This window comes from Microbacterium sp. AC026 (assembly GCF_979258475.1).
This window is the reverse complement of record NZ_OZ409857.1, coordinates 2,107,385-2,122,874: the sequence shown is the minus strand read 5'-3', so window position 1 is coordinate 2,122,874 and position 15,490 is coordinate 2,107,385. Positions and strand designations below refer to the sequence as shown.

Annotated in this window: 16 protein-coding genes and 1 pseudogene; 4 read left to right on the top strand and 13 right to left on the bottom strand. The window is 70.0% G+C overall.

The annotated features are described in order from the left end of the window. Positions 1-9 precede the first annotated feature (9 nt). A pseudogene (locus tag ACZZ93_RS10510) lies at positions 10-863 on the top strand (class II fructose-bisphosphate aldolase). Between the two features lie 28 nt (positions 864-891). Beyond that, the gene (locus ACZZ93_RS10505) at positions 892-1,668 is read left to right on the top strand and encodes a DeoR/GlpR family DNA-binding transcription regulator (protein ID WP_053098352.1); all 777 of its coding nucleotides are present in this window, start codon (positions 892-894) and stop codon (positions 1,666-1,668) included. 248 nt (positions 1,669-1,916) lie between these two features. Here the strand turns inward: ACZZ93_RS10505 and ACZZ93_RS10500 are convergent, their stop codons facing one another. The 4 genes from ACZZ93_RS10500 to ACZZ93_RS10485 form a co-directional block, all read right to left on the bottom strand. Next, positions 1,917-4,346, bottom strand: coding sequence for a CHAT domain-containing protein (locus ACZZ93_RS10500; protein WP_463511055.1), 2,430 nt, complete (start codon positions 4,344-4,346; stop codon positions 1,917-1,919). Positions 4,347-4,407: 61 nt separating this feature from the next. Continuing rightward, positions 4,408-5,982, bottom strand: coding sequence for a S8 family peptidase (locus ACZZ93_RS10495; RefSeq protein WP_463511054.1), 1,575 nt, complete (start codon positions 5,980-5,982; stop codon positions 4,408-4,410). A gap of 185 nt (positions 5,983-6,167) precedes the next feature. Then, positions 6,168-6,650 (bottom strand): hypothetical protein, encoded by a 483-nt coding sequence (locus ACZZ93_RS10490; RefSeq protein WP_320489479.1) that lies wholly within the window; start codon positions 6,648-6,650, stop codon positions 6,168-6,170. Further along, the gene (locus ACZZ93_RS10485) at positions 6,647-7,273 is read right to left on the bottom strand and encodes an RNA polymerase sigma factor (RefSeq protein WP_233277273.1); all 627 of its coding nucleotides are present in this window, start codon (positions 7,271-7,273) and stop codon (positions 6,647-6,649) included. The genes ACZZ93_RS10490 and ACZZ93_RS10485 overlap by 4 nt, the downstream gene beginning before the upstream one ends. Before the next feature lie 153 nt (positions 7,274-7,426). Here ACZZ93_RS10485 and ACZZ93_RS10480 point away from each other — a divergent pair, with 153 nt between their 5' ends. Further along, complete coding sequence (locus tag ACZZ93_RS10480) at positions 7,427-7,645, top strand: SCO4848 family membrane protein (protein ID WP_222839149.1); 219 nt, start codon at positions 7,427-7,429, stop codon at positions 7,643-7,645. Between the two features lie 3 nt (positions 7,646-7,648). Here the strand turns inward: ACZZ93_RS10480 and ACZZ93_RS10475 are convergent, their stop codons facing one another. From ACZZ93_RS10475 to ACZZ93_RS10435, 9 genes are all read right to left on the bottom strand, one after another. Beyond that, positions 7,649-8,107: a GyrI-like domain-containing protein gene (locus ACZZ93_RS10475; RefSeq protein WP_072590461.1), complete on the bottom strand. Its 459-nt coding sequence runs from the start codon at positions 8,105-8,107 to the stop codon at positions 7,649-7,651. 95 nt (positions 8,108-8,202) lie between these two features. After that, positions 8,203-8,481: a hypothetical protein gene (locus ACZZ93_RS10470; protein WP_463511053.1), complete on the bottom strand. Its 279-nt coding sequence runs from the start codon at positions 8,479-8,481 to the stop codon at positions 8,203-8,205. Between the two features lie 56 nt (positions 8,482-8,537). Next, complete coding sequence (locus ACZZ93_RS10465; protein WP_463511052.1) at positions 8,538-9,332, bottom strand: FUSC family protein; 795 nt, start codon at positions 9,330-9,332, stop codon at positions 8,538-8,540. Between the two features lie 158 nt (positions 9,333-9,490). Continuing rightward, the gene (locus tag ACZZ93_RS10460; protein WP_053098360.1) at positions 9,491-10,177 is read right to left on the bottom strand and encodes a hypothetical protein; all 687 of its coding nucleotides are present in this window, start codon (positions 10,175-10,177) and stop codon (positions 9,491-9,493) included. Then, positions 10,177-11,094: an ABC transporter ATP-binding protein gene (locus tag ACZZ93_RS10455; RefSeq protein ID WP_400339552.1), complete on the bottom strand. Its 918-nt coding sequence runs from the start codon at positions 11,092-11,094 to the stop codon at positions 10,177-10,179. The genes ACZZ93_RS10460 and ACZZ93_RS10455 overlap by 1 nt, the downstream gene beginning before the upstream one ends. After that, entirely contained in the window at positions 11,091-11,489 is a 399-nt protein-coding gene (locus ACZZ93_RS10450; RefSeq protein WP_072590463.1) for a GntR family transcriptional regulator, read from the bottom strand. The genes ACZZ93_RS10455 and ACZZ93_RS10450 overlap by 4 nt, the downstream gene beginning before the upstream one ends. Positions 11,490-11,686: 197 nt before the next feature. Further along, entirely contained in the window at positions 11,687-12,487 is an 801-nt protein-coding gene (locus tag ACZZ93_RS10445) for an ABC transporter permease subunit (protein ID WP_463511051.1), read from the bottom strand. Then, positions 12,484-13,467: an ABC transporter ATP-binding protein gene (locus ACZZ93_RS10440; protein WP_463511050.1), complete on the bottom strand. Its 984-nt coding sequence runs from the start codon at positions 13,465-13,467 to the stop codon at positions 12,484-12,486. Before ACZZ93_RS10440 ends, ACZZ93_RS10445 begins: the two co-directional genes overlap by 4 nt. Beyond that, positions 13,464-14,120 carry a TetR/AcrR family transcriptional regulator gene (locus ACZZ93_RS10435; RefSeq protein ID WP_320489487.1) on the bottom strand — a complete coding sequence of 219 codons (657 nt, stop codon included), beginning with the start codon at positions 14,118-14,120 and terminating at the stop codon, positions 13,464-13,466. Before ACZZ93_RS10435 ends, ACZZ93_RS10440 begins: the two co-directional genes overlap by 4 nt. A 61-nt stretch (positions 14,121-14,181) precedes the next feature. On the opposite strand from ACZZ93_RS10435, the gene ACZZ93_RS10430 reads away from it, so the two are divergent. Then, positions 14,182-15,303 carry a class I SAM-dependent methyltransferase gene (locus ACZZ93_RS10430; RefSeq protein ID WP_463511049.1) on the top strand — a complete coding sequence of 374 codons (1,122 nt, stop codon included), beginning with the start codon at positions 14,182-14,184 and terminating at the stop codon, positions 15,301-15,303. Positions 15,304-15,490 lie beyond the last annotated feature (187 nt).

Sequence of the window (15,490 nt, the reverse complement as noted above, 5' to 3'; positions counted from 1 at the left end):
AGGACCCCTGTGACCCTGGTCTCCGCCCGAGAGCTCGTGACGGATGCCGCAGCCCGCGGCGCCGGCATCGGCGCCTTCAACGTGATCCACCTCGAGACCGCCGAGGGGCTCGTACGCGCCTCTGCCGACGCCGGACTGCCGGTGATCCTGCAGATCTCGCAGAACTGCGCCGACTACCACGGCGGCCTCGAGCCGATCGCTCTGGCGACGCTCGCCGTCGCGCGGCGCGCGCAGACCCCGGTCGCGGTGCACCTGGATCACGCCGAGCGCCCCGAGCTCGTCGACGAGGCCATCGCGCTCGGCTTCGGCTCGGTCATGTTCGACGGCGGTGCGCTGCCGTACGACGAGAACGTGGCGCTGACCGCTGCCGTCGCCGAGCGGGCGCACGCGGCAGGCGTCTACGTCGAGGGCGAGCTGGGCGAGGTCGGCGGCAAGGACGGCGCCCACGCACCGGGCGTGCGCACCGACCCCGACGAGGCGCGGGCGTTCGTGACCGCGACCGGCGTCGATGCACTCGCCGTCGCGGTGGGCTCGTCGCACGCCATGACGGACCGCACGGCATCCCTCGACCTCGAGCTGATCGCGCGGCTGAGGGACGCACTCGACGTGCCGCTGGTGCTGCACGGATCATCCGGGGTAGCCGACGCCGTGATCGCCGACGCCGTGAGGGCCGGCATGACGAAGATCAACGTCTCGACGCACCTCAACGGATTCTTCACACGGGCGATCCGCTCGACCCTCGACGCCGATGCGAAGCTCGTCGACTCGCGCAAGTACCTCACCCTGCGCGCGATGCGCTCGCCGGGGAGGCGGCGCGGATGCTGCGCCTGTTCGCCCTCGAGTCCACCGAGGTGGCGGGGTGAGTCACGCGATGCCGGGCAGGATGGTGACATGAAGCGCGCCGCCCGACTGAACGCGATCCTCGACCTGCTGGCCGCGGACGGCGAGGTGAACGTCGACGAGCTCGTCGAGCGCTTCGGAGCCTCGGCCGCCACCACGCGCCGTGATCTCGACTCGCTCGCCGAGCAGCGTCTGCTCACACGCACCCACGGCGGGGCGGTCGCCCACTCGGTCGCCTACGAGCTGCCGATCCGCTACAAGAGCCACCAGCGCTCGCAGCAGAAGGAGAGCATCGCCCAGGCCGCCGCCGCCCTCGTGGCGCCGGGCATGGTCGTCGGGCTCTCGGGCGGAACCACGACCACCGCCATCGCCGCAGCGCTCGCCGCTCGGGACGATCTCGCCGCAGGCCCGGGCATCACGGTCGTCACCAACGCCGTGAACATCGCCGCCCAGCTCGCCACCAGACCCGACATCAAGGTCGTCGTGACCGGCGGGGTGATCCACTCGCGCAGCTACGAGCTGGTGGGTCCGTTCGTCGAGCAGCTGCTGCGCGGAGTGCGACTCGACATCGCCTTCATCGGGGTCAACGGGATGGATGCCGCGGCCGGCGCCACCACGCAGGACGAACGCGAAGCCGCGGTGAACCGCATGATGGCCGAGCGAGCCCGCCGAGCCGTGGTCGTCACCGACAGCAGCAAGATCGGCACCGTGGCGTTCGCGGCCGTCGGCGGCCCGGAGCTGTTCCCCGTTCTCCTGACCGACGACGGTTCCGACGACGCCGCGCTCGCCGCGTTCCGCGACGCGGGGTACGAGGTCATGACGGCCTGACCTCCCGATCAGTCCTCCGACCTCACAAGCAACGCGGTGCCGGACTCCTGGTGGGGATGCCGCGACCCCTCTCGCGACATCCCCGGAGTAGATGGTGTCCTGTCGTCCCCTCACACTCCCCAGTGCACGAGGGTTTCCCCAGTTCGACTGCGCCTCCCTCGCGCTTCGTTTCCGAAGCCCTTCGCTGGCACCTTCTGGAGATAAGGAGCGGGTCACCGATGTTCTGATACATCGACTGGAGAAAAGTTTCAGAGTCCGCTTCCGTGGCACTGGAAAGGCGCGCTGAGGCCTGTGGATTCCGATGCCGCGGCCAGCGCGTCCGCGGGCCTGGCGCCGGTCGCCAGCTCGGAGTGCACGGCCCCGAGCAGCTCGCAGGCGACGTCGTCGGCGACCACGACAGGAGCGGCGATGACGCAGCCGGTGCCGGCGTGCAGCCAGACGCGCGTCATGCCCAGCGCCTCCTCACCCCAGCGCACCGACGAGCGGCCGAGTTCGCACGCCGAGAGCACGACGGTCTCGGGCGGGCGCGAGATCAGGTCGACGTCGTACCCGAACAGGGTGCCGTCGACGAGTTCGAACCCTGAGAACAGCGGGTTGTCGACCGCATGACGACCGTGGGCGGCGATGTGCAGCACGTCGACCTGCTCGGCGAGCTCGGTGACGGCACTGACCCGCGCGCTGTCGCCGGTCAGCATCCTGGCGCCTGCCCACGCTGCGGCGGCCCGGCGCACCTCCTCTTCGGCGCGCGCGACGCGGGGGCCGGTCGCGAAACCTGCCCGGGAGGCCTGTGGCGGGCGGCGATCGGAGCCGCCGAGCAGGCGAGACACCGACGTCGCGATGGTGAACGGAGTTCCGCGCATTCCCGGGAGCATCGCCCACGGGATGCCGCCCAGGATGCCGGGAACCGTCAGGGCCAGACGTGCCGCTCCTCCCGACGCCGCGCGCGCAGGTGCCAGGAGGGCCTCGTCGAGTCGTCGCAGTCTGTCGTCGAGCGAACGCGCCACGACGTGCGCCATCGGCCCGCCGTGGGTCAGAGCCGCCACGTCGAGGTCGGCGCGGAGTCCGTCGAGCGCGGCCTCGATGCGCGGCAGCGCCAGCTCGACGATCGACGAGCCGGATGTCGTCACGACGACGCACAGCAGCTCCTCGCGCGTGAAGACGTAGGCGAGGATCGCTGTGTCATCGTCGAGTCGCGCTCGGGTCTCGGAGAGACCCAGGCGTTCGTGGCTCTCGCCGACGCCGGTCGACGACCACTGGCGGTCACGTACTCGATCCCGCAGCTCGCGCACCCGGGCATCCGTCGTCCAGTCCGACCCCGCGAGGTCGGCGCGCAGCATCCGCAGCTCGGCGAGGTCGGCCGACAGTTCGGCATCGTGCGGCGGGCGCACCGGTGCGACCTGCTGGCTGAGATGCCTGGCACGCTCGGACCACTCGAACAGCACCTCGGGATCGCGCGATCGCGCGGCCGCGGCGAGACCGGCGAACATCAGCTCGGTGCCGTGCATGGCCACCGACGCCTGCAGGTCGAGCGCTCCGAACGACTGCTGCCACGTGGTGAGCAGGTCGAGGCCCTCGGCGGCGGCCCGGCGAGCATCGGCATCCCTGCCCCGTGCGGCGGCACGCACCGCACGCACCTCGTGCGCGCGCAGACGCAGCGGCGTCGGGGCGTCAGGGGTGAGTCGGGGCAGGCGACCTCCGTCGGCCAGCCGAGCGGTGAGCGACACCGCAGCCGCTTCGGTGCGGAATCCTCCCCGGGTGAGCGCGTCCACCGTGCGCGAGAAGTCCTCGGCGGCCGGCGGCTTCTGAGGTCGGGTTCGCAGCTGCGCCTCCAGCCGCACCGCGTCGGCGCGGGCGGCCCAGCTCGCGCTTCCCAGGGTGGCGAAGCGACGGGATGCGGTCGCCGCGGCACGCTCGGCCGACGAGGCGTCGTGCCGCAGCAGCGATCGGGCGAGATGGAACTCGGCCTCACCTCGCGCCTGCCGCATCCGCTGTGCGCCGAATCGCACCGCGACCGTGCCGAGCAGTTCTTCGGCCTCGGTCGTGAGGCCGGCATCGCGCAGCACCTCGGCCCGATCGAGGTCGCTGATCGCGGCGGCGAGGTCGCTGGTCGCGGCGAGGATCGGACGCGATCGGGTCATCAGCCCGAGTGCGGTGACGAGGTCGCCGCCGAGCAGCGCGGCGTAGCCGAGATTGTGGCGCGCTTCGGCCAGCGGCTCCTCGGCCCCGTGGGCCTCATAGGCCGCGATGGCCCGCTGCAGATCGGCCGTGCAGGCGTCGAGCCGGTGCCTCTGCATACTGACGATCGACCGGCTCATCAGGCAGTTGGCGCTCTCGATCGAGCCCTCGTCGAGGCCGTCTATCGCCCTGGTGAGAAACAGGTCGGCGTCGTCGAGCCGTCCGCCGTGCATGAGCAATGTGCCGAGTTGGCCGTTCGCGAGGGCGACTGTCTCGTCGCTGAGGCCCGGCCGTGACAGCGCTTCGCGCGACAGTCGCTCGGCTTCCACCGGCTGGCCGGTCTGGGCGAGCACGTAGGCCATGGTCCCGTCGATGCGTGCACGCAGATCAGGGTCGTCCGTGCGCGCCGATGCGGCGGTCAGCGCACGCCGCGCCTGGGCGAACCGTCGGGAGTTGGCTGCGTCGACGCCGCGCTGATGCAGCTCGAGAGCAGAGAGGGGCATTGCACCAGAATGCCGGTATGTCTGGCCTCAGGGAAGGTGTGCTGTGATCAGACGCGCGCGGCTACCTTCCCGTCACAGGTGAGGGCAGGGTCTTGAGCACGGAGGCGACGGCCTTGGCCGCTGCGTCCGCCGTGACGCCCTGTGCCGGCACGGAGCCCCACTGTGCCGCGATGCGCCCCGCGACATACGGAGCCGCGAACGACGTGCCGCTCCAGATCGAGAAGCCTCCGCGGTAGTCGTCCGGGTCGATCGTCTCGCGCCGCAGTCCGTCGACGTCCGCTCTGGTCGTCGCCTGCTCGCCTCCGACGAAGGCCGGTGACGTGCTCACGACGGCGGCGCCGGGGGCGTAGACCTGCACCCAGGGGCCGACGTTCGAGAACAGCGCGACCGAGCGGCCCGACGGATTGAGAGCCCCGACCGACACATGCGGCGCAGCGTGATCACGGGGGATGCCGTTGTCGGCACCGGGCCACGGCCACAGCGATGCCGGGAACGACGGCCGGTCGATCGCGTCGTTGCCCGCCGAGCACACCACCACGCACCCCAGCTCTCGCGCCGCGGTGAGCAGCGCGTCGAGGGTCCGGCTGAACTGACCGTCGACCGGGGTCTCGTGGTAGTACCCGAGCGACAGGTTGAGCACGTCGATCGGATGCCCGGTCGACGGGTCCTCGCGGTGTCGCCGCAGCAGCTCGACGACCTGCGCGACGGTCGTCAGGAAGGTGCTCTCGTCGATCACGCCCAGTGCGCCGGCCATGCGGATCGACAGGATGTCGGCATTCGGCGCCGTCTGACGGATGATGCCCGCGATGAACGTGCCGTGCCCGGCGACGGCGTCGATCTCGCCGTCGAGCTGCCCGTAGAGATCCGGATAGACCTCGGGGTCTGCGTCGTCGGTGAGTCCGATCGGCACGCCGTCGATCTCGATGTGGCGGGTGACGATGTCGTCCGGCAGCCAGTCGTGCACACCGCATCCCGTGTCGAGCACCGCCACCACCGGACGTCGGCCGCGCTTCGGGGCCGCCGTGCGCCGGGGAGCCGGTCCGAGCCAGGTCACCGGCTGGCGCGCGCCGCGCCCCGGCTCGAGGTAGTCGTCGCTGCCTCCGGCCCCTCCGCCCGCGCCGCGCACCGGGTTGGTGCGGCTGAACGGGTTGGTGCGGCTGAAGGGATTCGTTCGGCTGAACGGGTTGAGTCCGACGGGGTCGATCGACAGCACATGCTCGAGGCTGGTTCGCGGCATCGACGTGCCGGAGCTGCGCCGCGCGCGCTGCAGCACGCGCCAGGCGTCCGGCGGCACCGGGGACTCGCCGCGGGTCGGCTCGTCGGGAGTGGTCAGGCGAGCGCGCAGGAACCCCGGCACGCCGGGGACCAGCGGATCAGCTGCGCGCAGAGCATCCGGCGAATCGATCTCGAGCATCCAGCCGAACGAGCCGGCAGCATCGCGCAGCTCGCGGATCTCCTCGTCGTACTCCTCCTGACCGTTCTCCTGATCCTGCGTGATCAGCAGCCGCTCCTGCAGATACGCGGTGGGGAACGCCCTGACGCCCTCGACGGGTTCGACCGACGGGTCCAGCGCCGTCCCCCGTCTGATCGATCCCTCGGCCCGGTCCTGCCAGCTCCACCCCTTGGGCTGCTCCATCGTCGATCCTCTCCTCGCGGGCGGACCCGCGTCCTCTGCGGGATGAGCCCGCGTCCTGTGCGGGGGACCCCGCGGTGTGTGCGGGTCGGCCCGCTTCCGGTGAGTGAGGTCCTGCGTGGTGCGGGAGTCGCCCAGCGGTGGTGTGCACGGGTCGCCCCGTCATGCGCGGGTCGCCCCGCGGTCGATCACAACTCGAACTGCGGGGTCGACAGGGTGCGCTCCTGGTCGCCGACCGTGGCGCTCAGGCGCACGCGGGTCAACCCGTCGGGCACGTCGTCGAACAGGAAGCGGCCGGTGTCGTTCGCCGTCGTCGTGCGGATGCTCTCGCCCTGAGCCAGTTCGATCGCACCCGAGATCGAGTCGACCCAGCCGTCGACCCGGTGCGCACCGCTCGCCGTGCGCGTGACATGCAGCAGGATGCTGGTGGTGCCGTCGCTGAACTGCAGGGTGAGCGCGTCGGCGTCGCCGCGAACGGCTCCGAGCGGTTCCTCGATGAGGGTGAGCAGCGCGTACTCCTCCGACAGCCCCTCGGCTGCCACGGCCGCGATCATGCGGTCGATGAGGGCGGCCGGCATCGGGTCGACGTCGCGCCAGAGCGAACGCAGCTGCGCGAACAGCTCGGCATCCTCATGGTTGTCGCCGCCGTTGGCGCGATCGTTCTCGCTCATGAGCTGCCCTCCGTTCGTGGTGTCGGTGCGTCGAGCAGCTCGCGCAGCTTCGCGAGGCAGCGCTGGCGGGTGGGGCCGATGCTGCCGACCGGCATCGCGAGATCGGCGGCGAGGCGGGCGTAGTCCGGTCGCTCCTCGAAGGCGATCACTCGCAGCAGTCGCTGGCATCGGTCGGCGAGGAGGTGAACCGCTGCCCACAGCCGTCGCTTCTCGTCGCCGACGGTGGCGTGGTGCTCGGCCGACTGCTGCGTGGGAAGCAGTGCGTCGAGAGCATCCGACTCGGTCGTGTCGACCCTGTTCTGGGCCTTCCCGGCCCGCCAGGCCTCGCGGCGAGCGGTGGTCGTCAGCCAGGCCGACACCGCTTTCGGATCACTGATCGAGCGGTGCCCGCGAACCAGCTGCAGCCACGTCGTCTGGACGACGTCTTCGGCCAGTGTGCGGTCGAGTCCGTAGGCGCGCACGACATGCCAGAGCACAGGCGTCATCAGCCGCACGAGGTCGTCCATCGCGCGGCTCTCGCCGTCCCGCCATGCGTCGAAGAACTCGGCGGCACGCCTCCAGCGTGCTGCTCCGTCGTCCGGTGCAGGATCGAGGGCGGCGCCGTCGGGTGCGCCGTCGATCATGAGTCCCATTGTGATCACACCGGTAAGGAGCACGGCAAGAGGCTCCTGATACATGGACTCGGTATGTTTTTTCGGGGTTCTGGCGGGATTCCGTCCCGGGGAGACGGATGCCGGGTGTCCGGCGACTCGTGCCGCGGGCGTTAGCGTGGAGTGGTGATCGCTCTCGCCGTCGTGCTCTTCCTCAACGCCGCCTTCAACGTGCTGGTGTGGCCCCGTTTCTACAAGCGCGTCGCGACCGACCCGCGGGCACGGGATGCCGACGGCAAGGCGACGGCGTTCCTCAAGGTGCACGCCGTGCTGATCGCGATCGCCCTGGTGCTCGCGCTCGTCTCGGTGATCGTCGGCATCGCGGCGCTCGCCGGAGCGCTCTGACGATCAGCTGCGGGCGACCGGCTGCTGGAGCTCGGTGATCCAGTCGGCCTGATCTTCGGACTCCGACTGCAGATAGACCTCACGGCAGGCACCCTGCGCCGTCGCCCCCTGCGCGGCGATCGCCTGGTTCAGCGCATGCCAGCTGTCATCGATCGTCGCCATGGTGCCGAGGTGCGTGGCGGTGAACGCATCGTCGACGGCGGGAAGCTCGACGATGACGAGGCCGTCGATCGCCGGCCCGTCATAGGTGAAGCCGACCGTGATGCGCACGCCGTGCTTGTTCATGTCGTACTCCGCGATCGGGAGCCCCGGCTCTCCGCCCGACGCGACGATCGCATCGGCCACCTGATCGAACAGCGGACCCACCACCCCCGCGACCTCGGGCTGTGAGGCGACGCTCTGGGTCAGCGCCGCGAGGCGGACGTAGGGAAGGGGCTTCTCGGTGATCTGCTCGGCGGACATCGTCGTCTCCTCAGGTCGTGGGTGCGTGCCGCCGATCCTACGCAGGGGCACGGACATCGGCTACCGTCGTCGATCCGGTCGCTCGCCGGATCCGACTATCCCGCCTCGTCGTCCGACTCGTCCTCGTCCTCGTCGCGGTGGCCGCTGAGGATCAGGATGCGCCGCAGGTGCATGGCCGCGAGCACTCCCGGCCCCATCGAGCGGCGGGCGTCGATGGTCCGGTCGTCGACGGTCTCGAGCAGCAGCCTCACGGCGCGCGCGGCCTCACCCCTGACCCGGTGATCCTCGGGCGACAGGGGATCCTCTTGGGCGATCACCTCGGCGACGGCATGGCACGCGTTCGACAGCGGTTCCGGCAGCGCCGCGTCGAGCACCAGAGCCCCTGGGCGATCCCATATGGTGTCGGCGATCTCGTCCGAGATGTCGCGGATCAGATGCGCGATCCTGTCGAGCCGGGCGAGCTCGGCGTGGATGTGTCGCGTCTCCCCCGTCGTCCCAGCGCCCGTGGGTTGCCTCGCCGGCTGTCGTCGGCCTCCGACAGGGCCGTGCGCAGCTCCGACGTCGTGTCGGCGAGCGAGGCCGCATCATCGGCCCACTGCTGGTGCTCGGGCGGCCACGACTCCGAGACCGCCGACCCGATGTCGTGCAGGTGCTCGCTCAGCTGCGTGCGGAACGCGTCGACCTTGGCCGCGGCGGCGAGGGTCAGCGGCGCCGGCGCGATCACCAGGTTGACGAGGAGTCCGACGACGACGCCGACCGCCGTCTGCACCAGGTACCCGATCGAGTAGTCGTCAGCATTCTGGCCGCCGATGATCAGCACGAAGAGCGCGGCCATGGGCACGTACTCGCGGCCGACGCCGAACCACCCCGTTCCCGAGACCAGCACGCCGATGCCGACCACGGCCGGGATGGTCCACCACGTCGGGCCGACGGTGAGCACGACGATCGCTGCCAGCCCGATGCCGGTGGCGAGTCCGAGCAGGGTCTGCAGCCCCGACCGCACCGACCCCATCAGCGTGGGATACATGCTCACGAGGGCGCCGAGCGGCGCGTAGTACGGGTACTCGTCGGTGACGCCGGGCATGTGCGGGGCGATCAGCCACGCGAGTCCGACAGCCAGAGCGGTCTTGGCCACGAGCAGCAGCCGGGCCGGGTCGACCGCCTCGCGCAGTGAGCGCACGATGCCGGGACGGCGCGCGCGCATTCGTGTCCTGATGTTCGTCACGGCATCCTCTCGTCATCCTCCCCGAAGGGTGACGCTAGCCGCTCGGCATCCGTTCACGCATGTGCTTGCGTCCGGCGGCGAGGGCGAGTAGCGGTCGCGACGCGTCGACGCCGGCCGCCCCTCTTCGGAGCGACCGGCGTCGAGTGATCAGCGGGCGATCAGGGGATGGCCCGGCGGAACGCGAGGAACGAGATGCCCGCCAGCACCGCGGTCACGACGAGACCCCACAGTGCGAGACCGAGAGCTCCGGCGTCGAGGATGCCCCGCCACACCTCGTCCCACAGCTCGAGCCTCGTCGCGAGGAACGCGAGACCCACGAGCACGAGACCGAGCCCGACGCCCGCGATCGTGAGCACGGTGGGTCCCCAGCTCTTGTAGATCGTCGCACCGGTGAAGCCGACCACGAACAGGAACAGGGCGAGCGTGAAGTAGACGGTGAACGCTCCGAGCGGACCCGCCTCCCACAGCCACGGCAGGTAGAACACGTAGCCGTTCACGCCGTAGCCGTTCGTCAGCGTCTCGATTCCGCCGCCGATCAGGAAGACGACGCCCATGAGCGCACTGCCGAGGATCGCGGTGAGCAGCGTGCCGAAGAAGAAATCGCGCCGCGTGATGCTCATCGCCTGCGAGAACGGGAAGGTGAGTGTCATGGCCGAGAGGCCGATCGCGAAGAAGTACCAGAGCGGAGCCTGGCCGCCACCGCCGTACTTGGGGGTGTCGACGGGGATCATCGCGTAGATCAGCACCGAGATCACGACCGCGGAGCCGAGGATGATCAGCGGCACCCAGATGAACGTCTGACGGTTGATGAGCTGCAGACGGATGACGTTGAGTGTGCGTCGCATCAGCGCACCTCCTCTTTCGCGACGGAGGCTCTGGTGGCTGCGCCCGCCTCGGCCTTCTGGGTCAGACGGACGATCAGCTGCTGCAGCGACACCGGAGCCAGATCGAGACCGGATGCCGTGAGCTCGGCGCGCTCGGCGGCCGACAGCGCCCCGAGCGCGGTGACGGATGCCACTCGGCCGAGCGCCTCGCGGTGCAGGACCTCACGGTCTGCCGCCCACGCGTCGACCTTGACCGCATCGCCGACCACGGTGACGGCGCGGTCGCGCACGGCATCCGTGTCTTCGTTGAGGAGGATCTTGCCGTTGTCGATCACGATGACCTTCTCGATGAGGTTCGAGACCTCGTCGATCAGGTGCGACGAGAGGACGATCGTGCGCGGATGCTCGGCGTAGTCCTCGAGCAGGCGGTCGTAGAAGATCTGCCTGGCGACCGCGTCGAGCCCCAGGTACGGCTCGTCGAAGAAGGTGAGCTCGGCGCGCGACGCCAGGCCGATGATGACCCCGACGGCCGAGAGCTGTCCGCGGGAGAGCTTCTTGATGGTCTGCTTCATCGGCAGCTGGAACTGCTCGATGAGCTCGTCGGCCAGCTCCTGGTTCCAGTTGCGGAAGAACAGGCTCGCCGCCTTGAACGCGTGACGCGGGTAGGCGTCATCCGGATACTTCTGGCTCTCGCGCACGAAGCAGATCCGGTTGAGGACGTGCGTGTTCTCGTAGGGGTGCTCGCCGAAGACGCGCACGGTGCCGGAGGACTCGAAGTTCTGCGCGGTCAGGATCGACATGAGCGTGGTCTTGCCCGCGCCGTTGCGGCCGAGCAGTCCGTAGATCGCGCCGCCCTCGAGGCTGAGCGACACGTCGTCGAGCGCGTTCTTCTCCTTGTAGTGCTTGGTGAGGTTCTGGACCTCGATGACGGCGGTCATGCGGTGGTCTTCCCTTCTGTCTGGTCGTTCTGCTGTGTCTGGGTCGCGCGCTCGTGCAGCAGCGCGACGAGGTCGTCGGAGCCGAGGCCCAGTGTGCGGGCCTCCGCGATGAGCGGTTCGATGTAGCGGTCGGCGAATGCGGCACGGCGCTCGCCGAGCAGCAGATCCTTCGCCCCGGCGGCGACGAACATGCCGATGCCGCGGCGCTTGTAGAGCACTCCCTTGTCGGTGAGCATGGCGACTCCCTTCGCTGCCGTCGCGGGGTTGATCCGGTAGAAGCCGGCGAGCTCGTTCGTCGAGGGCGCCTGCGATTCCTCCTCGAGAGAGCCGTCGAGGATCGAGTCCTCGATCTGCTCGGCGATCTGGAGGAAGAGCGGCTTGCCTTCTTCGATCACGAGTCCTCCGCTGGTTGGTCGGTTAGTTACTAGAGTAGGTAACCACTGAACCGCCGGTATGTCAACAGTTGTTCCGGGCACGCAGCCACGCGGGCTCAGTTCTGCATCCGAAAGGCCGCGTTGCGGTGCGGAACTGACCCCGCCTGGCTGGTGCGGTGCGAAACTGACCCCGCACGGCTGGTGCGGTGCGAAGCGGCTCAGCCGCGCAGGTCCCGGGCGCGCAGCGCGACGGCCGAAGCTGCGGCGAAGACCACGGCCAGGCCCCAGGTGAGCGCGAGTCCACCGGCATCCACGCCCTCGGCGAGGGGTGGCTGACGGTACACCCAGGCGTAGGGCGAGAGCGCGTTCAACCATTCGAGGTCATCGGACTGCTTCGCGAGGGCCCGCAGGACGTAGCCGACCACGGCAATTCCCGCGCCGGCGCCGGTCGCCCAGATGCGGCGACCCGTCGCTGCGCCGGCGAGCAGAGCGGCGGATGCCGTGAGGAAAGAGAGTCCGGTGAGCGCGGCGCTCGCTCCGACGATGCGCCAGCCGTCGAGGCCGAGTTCGGCCGAGTCGTTCAACGCCCAGACGATGAGCCCCGAGAAGACGCCGAGCCACAGCAGTCGCACGAGCACGGCGAAGGCCGACTCCAGCGCATACCGGCCGCGGCCGATGCCGTGCGCGAGGTCGAGTTCGGCCCGTCCGCTCTCCTCCGCGCCGGCGATGGCCGCCGACCCCCACGTCACCGCTGCGATCGTCAGCAGAAGGAAGCCGATCAGGCCGAAGAACGTGCTCTGCGCGTATCCCGCGCCGGTCGCGATCTGGTCGTACCCGAGGGTGTCGACGAGTTCCTTCGGCAGCGACGAGATCATGGCCTCGAGCTGGCCGTCTCCGGCGAGGCTCGGGTACAGCGGCAGATAGAGGAACAGCACCGCGGCGAGGCCGGTGGTCCATCCGAGCAGGCTTCGCCAGGACTCGCGCAGGCTGCGTCGGAACACGGGCAGGATGCCGTTCATCGCGGCTCCTCCCTGTCGCGCCGCGATCGTCGGGTCGCGGGTCGGGCCGATGCCGGAGTGACAGAGGATCCGTAGAGCCGCAGCACAGACTCTTCGAGGTCCGGCTCCTCGACGGTGAGGTCGCGCACCTCGAACCGCGCGAGCGCCTTGATGAACGGGTCGATCGCGCCGTCGACCGTGCCGGACAGCTGCAGGATCCCGTCGGCATCGTGCGCGTCGATGCCGGTGAGCCCCGGCACCCGGTCGAAGCCGGCGCGCGCGGCCGCGGCATCCGTCGTCGCGAGCTCGACGCGCACCCGGCGGATCGAGCCCAGTCGCAGCGAGGCGACGTCGCCGTCGGCGACGACCCGTCCGTTCGCGAGGACGGCGACCTCGTCGGCGGTCTGCTGGATCTCGCTGAGCACATGCGAGCTCAGCAGCACGGTCTGCCCGGCATCCTTCGCCTCGCGGACCATCTGCAGGAACTCCCGCTGCACGAGAGGATCGAGGCCGCTGGTGGGCTCATCGAGGATCAGCAGCTCCGGACGATGCATGAACGCCTGGATCAGCCCCACCTTCTGCTTGTTGCCCTTCGACAGGGTGCGCACTGGTCGTGACAGATCGACGCTGAGACGGTCGCCGAGGTCGCGTGCCGTGCGCAGGGTCGCGGCGGAGTCCCGTGAACCCGAGACCTGGGCGTAGAACGCCAGCATCCGGTGTCCGCTCGTGCGCCCCTCGAGGTGCAGCTCGCCCGGCACGTAGCCGATGCGCCGCCGCAGAGCGGCACCGCCGTGACGCGGGTCCTCGCCGAGGATGCGCACTGTGCCGGAGGACGGACGGATGATGTCGACCAGTGTGCGGAGCGTGGTGGTCTTGCCCGCGCCGTTCGGTCCGATGAGCCCGAACACGGTTCCCGGACGTACTCGGAGGTCGAGCTCGTGCAGCGCGACGCGGCTGCCGAAGCGCTTGTGCAGACGTTCGATCTCGATGGTGTCGGTCATGATGCGTCTCCTTCCGGGGTGGGACCCTCTGTTCCGAGGGCTTCGCGCGCACCGTCGAGCAGCGCGGTCGTCGAATAGATGCCGTGGGTGAGCAGCTCGAGTGTGGGCAGCGTCGTGCGTCGCAGCCCGGCCGGGCTCAGTTGATCGGTGCCCAGGGCCCGGGCGATCTGAGCGCGCATCACGACCGGCGCCAGGCCGATCAGGGTGAGGGTCAGCGTCGTCATCTCGGGGTCGCTCATCGGCTCGAGCATCCCCGCCTCGCGCTGCTCGGCGAGCACATCGCGCGTCCTCGCGAGGAAGCTGTCGAACAGCCGATCCGCTGCCGGAGAGCCGTCGATCAGCATCCGGGCGAGGTAGTCGATATAGGGCCCGTATCGGCCGAGGTCGTTCAGCGCGGTGCGGATGCGGTCGCCGGTCGGGGCCGTGATGAGGTCGTGCTCCTCATCGGTGAAGACGCCGACGACGTAGTCGTCGCACTCCGTGCGCAGGGCGTTCTTGTCGCCGAAGTGATGCACGATCAGCGCGGCGCTGACTCCGGCCTCCGTGGCGATCGCGCGAAGGCTGGTGGCATCGAAGCCGTTGCGCGCGAAAGCGGCGATGGCAGTGTCGCGGATGCGGGCACGAGCGGTGAGATCGTCGGAAGCTGAACGCATGTACAGCACACTAAACAGATGTTCAGCCGCGGTCAAGAGGGGTCGCTCGTACTCTGGAGGAGTGGACTTCCCCTACAGCCGCCTGCGCCGCTGGCCCGACGTCGAGGCCGACAATCTGCAGGCGCACGACGCGACCGACCTGCTGCTCGTCGAGCGCGCGCTGGCGCCGGAGTTCTCCGGTCTCTCGGGGCGCGAGATCGCGGTGATCGGCGACGAATACGGGGCGATCACGCTCGCGCTGACGGACGGCGGACTCGACGGCATCCGCGTGCATCAGGACCTCGCGACCGGGCGACGCGCGTTCGCCCGTAACGCCGAGGAGCTCGGGCTGACGGGATTCTCCACTCACGAGCTCGACTCCACTCTGCTCGACGGCGCGCGGCTCGTGCTGCTGCAGCTGCCCAAGGCGCTCGCCGAGCTCGAGGAGATCGCGGATGCCGTATCGCGTTGGGCCGCCCCGGATGTGGTGCTCGTCGCCGGCGGGCGCGTGAAGCACATGACCATCACGCAGAACGAGGTGCTCGCGCGGAGCTTCGAGACGGTGCAGGCGCAGCGCGCCGAGCGGAAGTCGCGGTTGGTGGTCGCGTCCGAGCCGCGGCCGGCCCCCGCTGAGCCGCCGTTCCCGGTCGTGGAGCGGCATGACGGGCTCGTGCTCGTCGCGCACGGCGGCGCGTTCGCGGGGGCGAAACTCGACATCGGCACGCGGGTTCTGCTCGAGGTGCTCGGTCTCGATGAACAGCCGAGCCCGGCTCCGATCGTCGTCGACCTGGGCTGCGGGACCGGCGCGCTCGCCGCCTCCTACGCCCTCGCGCACCCGGAATCCCGCGTGATCGCCACCGACCGATCTGCGGCGGCCGTCGCCTCGGCCCGCGCCACGATGGTCGCGAACGGCGTCGACGATCGAGTCGCCGTCATGCACGACGACGCCGGCTCGGAGATCGCCGACGCGACCGCCGACATCGTGCTGCTCAATCCGCCCTTCCACCTCGGCAGCAGCGTGCACACCGGGGCCGCGACCCGACTGTTCGAGGCCGCCGCCCGCATCCTCCGCCCCGGCGGAGAGCTCTTCACGGTCTTCAACTCGTCGCTCGGGTACCGCGCCGAACTGACTCGGCTCGTCGGGGCGACCGAGCAGCTCGCGCGCACCCCGAAGTTCACGGTCACGCGCAGCATCCGGCGCTGATCCGTCGCCGACTGGGCGTCGTTCGGTCACACGCACTTCCCGCGGCCGAATGCTCGGGATCGGGCCGACGCAGGCGCGAACGGCCGACCGAAATCGCCGACCAGAACCGCGCCGCGACCGCGTCCGAAACCCGCGCAATCCCCCGGTCAGCCGACGAAACTGAACGGCACTAGGGATCGTGGATTTG

What these genes read in the sequence shown, in the direction of transcription:
- ACZZ93_RS10505 (WP_053098352.1), top strand. Translation starts at nt 892, where the DNA reads ATGAAGCGCGCCGCCCGACTGAACGCGATCCTCGACCTGCTGGCCGCG.
- ACZZ93_RS10500 (WP_463511055.1), bottom strand. Translation starts at nt 4,346, where the DNA reads ATGCCCCTCTCTGCTCTCGAGCTGCATCAGCGCGGCGTCGACGCAGCC.
- ACZZ93_RS10495 (WP_463511054.1), bottom strand. Translation starts at nt 5,982, where the DNA reads ATGGAGCAGCCCAAGGGGTGGAGCTGGCAGGACCGGGCCGAGGGATCG.
- ACZZ93_RS10490 (WP_320489479.1), bottom strand. Translation starts at nt 6,650, where the DNA reads ATGAGCGAGAACGATCGCGCCAACGGCGGCGACAACCATGAGGATGCC.
- ACZZ93_RS10485 (WP_233277273.1), bottom strand. Translation starts at nt 7,273, where the DNA reads ATGATCGACGGCGCACCCGACGGCGCCGCCCTCGATCCTGCACCGGAC.
- ACZZ93_RS10475 (WP_072590461.1), bottom strand. Translation starts at nt 8,107, where the DNA reads ATGTCCGCCGAGCAGATCACCGAGAAGCCCCTTCCCTACGTCCGCCTC.
- ACZZ93_RS10460 (WP_053098360.1), bottom strand. Translation starts at nt 10,177, where the DNA reads ATGCGACGCACACTCAACGTCATCCGTCTGCAGCTCATCAACCGTCAG.
- ACZZ93_RS10455 (WP_400339552.1), bottom strand. Translation starts at nt 11,094, where the DNA reads ATGACCGCCGTCATCGAGGTCCAGAACCTCACCAAGCACTACAAGGAG.
- ACZZ93_RS10445 (WP_463511051.1), bottom strand. Translation starts at nt 12,487, where the DNA reads ATGAACGGCATCCTGCCCGTGTTCCGACGCAGCCTGCGCGAGTCCTGG.
- ACZZ93_RS10440 (WP_463511050.1), bottom strand. Translation starts at nt 13,467, where the DNA reads ATGACCGACACCATCGAGATCGAACGTCTGCACAAGCGCTTCGGCAGC.
- ACZZ93_RS10435 (WP_320489487.1), bottom strand. Translation starts at nt 14,120, where the DNA reads ATGCGTTCAGCTTCCGACGATCTCACCGCTCGTGCCCGCATCCGCGAC.